The 7,993-nt window shown below is 52.8% G+C and carries 4 protein-coding genes; 1 reads left to right on the top strand and 3 read right to left on the bottom strand.

The annotated features are described in order from the left end of the window. Nucleotides 1-2,276: hypothetical protein (locus ACOZ4O_RS01610; protein WP_424523566.1), on the top strand; the 2,276-nt coding region annotated here is incomplete at its 5' end. A 76-nt stretch (nucleotides 2,277-2,352) separates the two neighbouring features. Here ACOZ4O_RS01610 and ACOZ4O_RS01605 read toward each other — a convergent pair. From ACOZ4O_RS01605 to ACOZ4O_RS01595, 3 genes are all read right to left on the bottom strand, one after another. Then, nucleotides 2,353-2,736 (bottom strand): hypothetical protein, encoded by a 384-nt coding sequence (locus tag ACOZ4O_RS01605; RefSeq protein ID WP_424523565.1) that lies wholly within the window; start codon nucleotides 2,734-2,736, stop codon nucleotides 2,353-2,355. A 118-nt stretch (nucleotides 2,737-2,854) separates the two neighbouring features. Next, complete coding sequence (locus ACOZ4O_RS01600) at nucleotides 2,855-4,984, bottom strand: DUF262 domain-containing protein (RefSeq protein ID WP_424523564.1); 2,130 nt, start codon at nucleotides 4,982-4,984, stop codon at nucleotides 2,855-2,857. A 252-nt stretch (nucleotides 4,985-5,236) separates the two neighbouring features. Next, nucleotides 5,237-7,909, bottom strand: a complete 2,673-nt coding sequence (locus ACOZ4O_RS01595; RefSeq protein ID WP_424523563.1) for a DUF1156 domain-containing protein — start codon at nucleotides 7,907-7,909, stop codon at nucleotides 5,237-5,239. Nucleotides 7,910-7,993 lie beyond the last annotated feature (84 nt).

Here is a 7,993-nt window from a genome sequence, read left to right as displayed (position 1 = left end):
TCCCGGAGTCAGAACGGACGCTCGAAAATCTCGTATCGGAGTTCTACGTTGGGCGAACGAAACGGATTGATTCCCGGTTTGAGTCAGTCGCCGACTTACTCGCAGAATTAAAGGACCAATCACCAGATCGTGCACAACAGCTTCTACTCACCATCTGGGCAGAGGAAAAATGGGCGCAAAAGAGCAGCGGCGGCAACGGTTTCCAGGTGGAAACTAATTTCGAGGACGAACTTCGCCGACTCGAAGATGAGGGTCTCTTCGTCGAAGAGTTGATTGACGGTTTTACACTGGTGTGGCCGAGCAAAGAGGTTCGTGTGACCACTCGGGAAGACGACCGTGTCCGAAGTCGCTTGTTCGAGCGCGCCCACCCACTATTCGTTCGGAAAAATGGTGGTGGTGAGGTAGAGGTACGAGGTGCAAAGAGTCGAATCAAGAAATTCTCAAAGACCTTCACAGATAGTGATGGAGTTGACAGAATAGAGCGATCACAAACGACTCAGCACGTCATCGATGGACTTGCGTCAATCTTCAACGATGAGATTGAAGCGCTCACACTCACCGAGGTAGAGTTCCAACGAACCTATCTCCCCGATGGATCATCCCTCTCCCTCAGCAACCCTACGGGAGTTCGAAATGATCTCAACTCAGAAGCCGTCTTTCAGGAACTAGTCGATCTTCAGAGCTTATCCGAACTGTCCCATCTCGGCTTCAACCACAACAAGACGGGGAAGAAGGTCGAGCTAAAAGTAGAGCGTGAAGAAACAGGATTTTACTTTGAGATCCAAGACCGGTACCTGCCCGAGTCAGAAAAGGAGGCAATTCGATTACTGATCGAGGACAAACTGGGCATCTCATTCGATAGCATCTATCCATATGACGTCCAGCTACGAGATTCATACATCTTCCACCAGATTCTCACTGGGGCAGTTGAGACGTATAACCGATATTTCGAGGATTTACCGGAAGAAGAACAGTCACTTTTGAACGAATTCATCGACGTAGCCGAGATTGACACATATGAGTGTTATCGCTGTCACGAGGTATATGAGGAAGAAAAGCCGGACGAATGTGACGAATGTGAAGGTGATAGTTTCAGGGACGACATCCGTCGGGAGGTCAGCGTAGACGATGAGGCGATCCATGAAGCAGCATTTGAGTCGCTAAAAGAGATCCGTGATACGCTTTCAGATAATGGCATCAACTTCTTGGACGTCTCAATCGATGCGTATGAGACGAAACACAACGACTACATCCGAGCCACATTCCAAGAAGTGGCGAGTGCAGGAAAAGAAGCCAACACACACCGATATGAGTACATCAACTATTGTCTCGGAAACGGCCGCCTTCCTCGACGAATTAATCAATACCTGCTAAACTCTGTTCTCGTCGTTTACGGGAAAGCGTATCTCAACGGGCGAGAGCACTTCGGGACTATTGACCTACACGACCTGTTGATGACTGATTCTCCAGAGGATCTTCTTACCTCAGCGATTCGTGACAGCAAGTCCCAGTTCAGAAACCGAATTATTGGCCGGGCTGACGAAGCGTTCGAACGCCTTCAGGACCTACATCAGCGCGGTGCAGCAGGCAAATTCGACGATCTCTCACAGGAGGAGCGGGAGGAACTGAAGGAGGATTACGATTACAACGAGTTTGAACGGGACGTGTTCTATCTCCTGAAATTTATGTTCCTCTTCACCGAGCGGTGGGGGCGAGAAGGAGAGACGGAAACAGATGGCTGTCTCGTAATTCCTGAAGACGGCGGTTACTTCATCGCAAGTTACGACCCGAAACTCACCTACACAAAGAAGGGATACGATCTCGATGCCGGTGAGAAGAACAAAGCTGCTTGGTACATGGTTACGGAAAATCTCGGTGGTGCTCTCTCAGTTTCGCTCTCAGATGACGAAAACCTGGACGCCCACCTCTTCGTCTCGAATAACTTCCGAGAAGGTCAATTCCCCTATGTCGCCTCTCGTGTACAGGAGTGGTTCGAGCAGAGTGAGGATGTGGAGAAGGAAGAGATTCCAGTTGCATTCCTCCCTCTCGAATCATTGTTGTCGCTGTACGATACCTTCGACCGACACTACGATCCGATAATCGAATACCCTTCAGTGAAAGCTGCATTCAGAAGGGCATTCATAGAGAAGATCAGGAGCGGAGAAGACGGATACTCTGTTGTGGACACCGACGCCTGCGACACCGTCGAAGAACGAGTACTGCAGGCCTTGAAAGGGACTACCCGGAGTAGAACTCTCAAAGACCATACTGAATAGGGTGCGGTCGATTCTGCGCCCCTTTTCGAAATAGTACGACCAGACTACATACAGGGGTGATAACCGCTGGTGAGAATTAAAACGGCACGACGAGCCACTCCCCACCTTCTTTCCGTTCGAGTTGTGGACCAAAGACCTGCTGAAGCGAGTAGAGTTCGTCATCGTACCGAAGGTCGTAAGTCTTCCCGCTTCGGTGAAACGACCCTTCGATGACGAACTGTATCGTGGGACTTTGATACTCCAGATCGTTCGCACGCTGATCCATCTCACGGGCGAGTTCGTTCGCCAGATCCTCGTCACTCAGGGCATCCGCGAGTCCGACGACACTCACTTTCTCGGGAACATCATCTTCCTTGAGCCGCTGGAGGAACTCCTTCACGGGGATCTGGTGTTCGAAGGTCTCGTAGGCACCTTCAATGACGAGATTGTACTGTCCGGGTATTTGTCCGGGGGCTGCCATTACCTATAGCACGTCGCCGAGGGGTCAAAAAGGGGTGCGGTACCTCAATCGTCCCGTCGGAGGTCTTGCAGGGAGTTAACGCGTCGAAGTGCATTATACCGATCGCGGTAGTTGGGCGTTAGGTCGGGAGATCAATGCCAAGCGCCTCGTCGGTGGGCGACCAGGTATGCTTGTTCTGCTCAGCGAGGCCAACGTTCTGGAGACGGCTCAGAATTGAACCTACCTCATTTCGTTCTGTACCGTTCGAATTCGGTTCATCGAATGGTGAGTCCGGAAGCTCGGTCGCGTCCCCGTGGATAACACGACGGACCGCGCCACCAGTGTTCTGGCTGAGTGCCTTGAGAACAAACTGTTCCTCCTTCGTAAGCCGGTCAATCGCGTCCGCCGGCTCTTCGACGTCTCCAAGACGTGTCTCGGGCGTCGCCCATTCGTCGAGGACAAAGTCGATTATCGTCTCCTCGCGGTCCTCGATATTTTCCACGGACCACTCGTCGTAGTCGTTCTGGATATCCCATTGCACCCAGAGCTTCGACTCCACGTATCCCTCATCACACTTGGTCTCGAATGTAGCGTTCCCCCACTTCGAGTTCCACGGTCTGCTCGCAAGCGTGAGATTCCCGAGTCGATCAACGTATGCCTCGTACCGCGCTTCAGGGCTGGGATACTCGTCGGCATCCTCGAGGGGTAGTTCGTCGGGACTCTGTGGCCAAATGTGTTCGACCGTGTATTCGTTGCTCATCGCTTCCGTGAGCGATGGTCCACCGCGCTCACCCTTCTCGTCAGCTCGGTGTTCGTTGTAGAAGTAGAAGAGATACCGGAGGTCCTGCGAGCTCGCTTTCGAGTACAGATCCGCGGCTGAAAGGGATCGTCGGAACTGCGAGTCGTCCTCGTATCGATTCATTAGGGAGACGACTTTGCTCACCCAGATATCGGCTGGACTGTCTTCGCTGATATTTCGCGTGCGGACGTAGAGACTGGACTCACCGGTGTGACTTCGATGGTTCCCAATCGAGTAGACGCGGAAAATGTACGTCTCAATCGCGTTCAGGAGCTCCCGCCTGCCATCGTCATCAAGATTCGGCCACGCTTTGAGGAGCAACGGGTAGAACTTCGTTGCGTGACGGAGACGGTGTATTCGCTGGACGAGGGTCGGAATTTCGTCATCACCGGTGCAGTCTAGTATCTTCGATAACGCGTTGAAGCCGCGTTCCAAGCTGTTGGTGTAGTCCTTGATGTATTCCAAGCACGCTCGTGGATCTTCCTGTCGAAGCTTGCGGATGTGCTCTTTCAGCTCGCTAAGGAAGGCAGGATCACTGTACTCGTCGGAGTTCGACCAGTCAAAATACGAAATGAAGTGGTAGCGCTGGACTGCGTCATCGCTGATGTCGGTGACGTACGGTGATTCCAGCATCGTCTGGTGGTCGTTGTACATCTCCCCGAACGATTGTCGGATTCGGCGGATGGTCGCTTGTGCCTCGCTCTCAGTATCCGCAGCGAGGTATGCCATCCGCATCAGGAACGACTTCGTCTTGTCGAACGTAGAGAGCGACCGACCTCGGTCGTTGACGCTATCGAAGATGAGCGTCGCCTTCTCGGGATTGGCTGCGTCAATAACGTACACCATCAGTTCGAGTTCGAGGATGGTCTCCCAGAGTTGCTTGAGTTCCGTAGCGACGTCCACGGGATCGACATCGGGGGATGCGGTGAGGTCGTCGAGTTGGTCGTCGAAGTATTCCTTCGCCTCGATCATCTTCCGCTGAGACGGGCGGTCCGGTTCGTGAACGTCGTGGCCCGTGAGTAGCCATTCGAGGTACTTGTTGTCCTCCTCGTCGAGGAGCTGAAGCTGATAGATGTTGTCCTCAACGAGAAGTGTCTCGCGCATCTCTTCGACGTCGTCGAGTATCTCGGCCTCGTGATCCGTCTCCGGTGCGATTTCTGCCAGACATTCCGTCATCGATCGAACCAGCAAGGCAAGCGAGGTGAGCCGTTGTTGGCCGTCGATAAGGAGGTTGATGGGTTTTTCTCTCGAAGAGCCGTAGCCACTAGTACTCCCACCGCTTTCCGTTTCGTCCGTCTTCTGGATGATGATCGTCCCGAAGTAGTGCTGTTTGTCCGGCGGAAGCGTGTAGAGATCAGTCCAGAGGTCATCCCACTCCGGTTCAGTCCACGAGTAGTAGCGCTGATACTCCGGGACGTGGAATACCCCTGCCGTCGTCAGTTCCTCTAACGACTTCTTTCCCGATTCCATATGGTCGTGTGTTCAGAGGAGGTAGAAAGTTCCCGGGGTGGTATTCGCTCCAACAGCGTACCTCGGTCAGCCATCCAAAGCGCTATTTCAAGGCGTGGCTAATCAACTATCGAGCGCAACGGTGCTGCGTAGAGCCTGTGTGATCATGTCCCGGAAGCCTTGGGGTGCAAGCCAATAGGCGTCGAAGACGGACGTGGACACAGGAAACGCACCGATTTTTCGATTCTACGGTACGGAGAGCTGTTACCGGGCTCAGTAGCTCGTGATGTCCCGGTCTCCGAGCACCCGCGTGTACGTGTCGTCGCCGGTCACGTCCGCGAGCCGTCCAGCGAGTTCACGCAGGTCGTCATCGACATCCCACTTTTCGACATAGTTCTGGACCGCCTGGCCCTTCTCGTAGCGATACCGGAGGAACTGGAGTTTGTCGAGGTTAGAGAGGTGGTCGCCACCGTCGCCGTTGACACGCTCTTGGATGTACGCCTGGCGCTTCTCGTTGTCCCAAGTGCCGAGTTCGAAGCCGTCGTCCTGGTTGTACAGGCACGTCTCCTTGAGATCCTCCGGTGTGGCGTTGGTCCCGCGGCAGAGCTTGTTGACGTCGTCGAACGAGGGGTTCGGCGTGTCGATCAAGTCGATGAACACGTCCTCGACGCCGATGTCGCTGGCCTCTTGGATGATGCCGTAGATCTCCTGGACGACCTCCTTCGCGCTCATAATCTCGCCGTCGCGCTGTACCTTCCCGTGGTGCTTTGAGTACTCACGGAAACACGCTCCCATCTCCATCACGCCGATGTCGCCGCGAGAGATGTCACGGTTCTCTTCAAGCTGTTTACGAGTACGACGAGCCGTGCGGTAGATGTCACGACGGAGTGCATTCCAACTCGTCGCATCACGGTCGTTTGCTGGTCGTGCAACGATGACGATATCAAACGAAACAGACTCTCCCAGAACTAATTTATTGAGATCCGCCGAAACAGGGTATGCAGCAGTCACTTCAAACCCAACTTCGCAAAGTGATTCTAATAATTCACCCCAAGAATCTGAATCACTGTGGTGATAAGTGAAACAAAACACCCCGTCTTCCTTTAATGAGTTTCTGACGGTGGCGAACGCTTGTTTGATTTCCTCCTCAAACTCCTCGACACCCTTCCCCTGTGACGGATTAGCTACAATACTGTCTGTTTTAGGAGTCTCAGTCGGTTCGAAATGCTCGTACTCACTTTGGAGCACAATCCTAAGCCAAACATAGAAGAAGTCAGAAAGTTCTGAGTAGATGATGTTATCATAATACGGTGGATCAGAAATGACTGCATCAAACTCATTCTCCTCATCGATAGTTCTGGCATCACCGTATCGAAGTGTAGCGTTTTCACCGATTGGTTTTCCAAACTCGGCAGATTCAACGCTTTCCCCATCTTCGACATACCTCTCAGTCGGTGCCGAAGAATACCTGATACCCCGCAGAAGCTTTCTCCATGTAGATTCGAAAGTACCTCGCCCGTACTCTGTCCCCCAGACGTTATTCTCGACGAAGTCCATCTGAGGATCAAATGCATTGCTCTTGAAAACCCCCTCAATCTTGTTCGCAGAGAGATTGTAGATAGTGAATGTATTCTGGAACATCAGGGAATCGGAGAAGGCGAGCAACAGATACTCTTTCAGGTTCTGATCCTCTATTTCAGAAATGGATTTCAGTAATTTCGACAGTACGAGCTTCTGCCGCTCATTAAACATATCTGACCACTGCTCGTACCCATGTTCGAACACATCACTTCCGTCAATAGATGACGACTGGGTTTTGGACCCCTTAGGGATGGACAAATCCGGCACGAACTGAGTCAATTCTTCTGATTCTTTCCATTCGTTCTTTGCAGCATTAGCCGACTCTAAATCGGTTGGTAGTGCTTCTCGGTAACCCTTTACCTCGGTACGATCTAGTCCGTCGGTGTCACAATGTTCACAGTAGTACTCCAGAGCATATAGACGTGTTCTGAATTCGCCCTGTTCCCCGATAGCGTCAGTGATATTATATTTCTGACCACAATCAGGACAGTTGTACTTCCCGCCACGTGAGACGTTCCCCTCCTTCGGAACGAAACCGTGTCCACAATCGTTGCAGACACTCTCAGACTGCCAGTCGTCCACCAGCGTAACAGTACCGCAGCCCGGACAGAGAACGTTATACTTGTCGTCGTTCTCGTAGCGCCCCTTTGCCACCCGGTAGTCTTTGAACAGCGGAACTGTGTGCCCGCAAGAGACGCAGTCCAACTCCTTCACCCAGAAGTTGTACATCACGTCCGCGTCGTGATCTCCATTTGGGCAGGGTGTCTTGTAGTACTGCATAATCTCATCGGCAACATCCTGTTTGACCTGCTCGAATGCTTCTTCCAGCTCCTCAACGTCGGTCTGGCCGGCTTCGAGTTCCTTCTTCGTCGTGAACCATGCGACTGGGTTCAGGTCATTGCCGACAACTTCTGCACCAAACCGGGAGGCTTCAACGAGCGATGTACCGCCGCCCATGAACGGATCAAGAATTTTCTTGTCCTCAACCCGGACATCCTTCGGGTAGAGTTCCCAGAGGCTCTCCGGATCGGTCATGTCCACGCGTTCGAGTAGGGAGGCGACATCGAGATCAGACTCACCATCGGCGTCATTACCGTAGGATGCCAGCGTGCTGCCCTCATGACCTGGTTCGAACACGGAGACCTTTTCTGGGTCGTCAAGTAGTGCGTACAGTGAGATGGTACGGAAGACACAGCCCAGGCGTCGAGCCCACCACTTGTGCATCGTATAGATAGGACGATAGTACATTTTCGCCCGGCCCTCTTTGGCAGCAATCTCGTTCACGCGCTCGATAGGGAACCCGCGTTCGATGGGGAGTTCCGTCCGCTCCAGCCGATCCTGTGAAGACCCAGATTGCTCAGACATTATTCAGTGTATACAAGCGATAACGCAGGAACCTCATAAGTGTGCGTTCTTTCAGCGGTAGAGAGAGACCCAGTAATCCACCCC

The organism is Salarchaeum japonicum (assembly GCF_049705945.1).
In the GTDB taxonomy this organism is placed as follows: Archaea; Halobacteriota; Halobacteria; order Halobacteriales; family Halobacteriaceae; genus Salarchaeum; species Salarchaeum japonicum_A.
The sequence above is the reverse complement of the archived record's forward strand: the minus strand, read 5'-3'. Positions and strand labels throughout refer to the sequence as shown.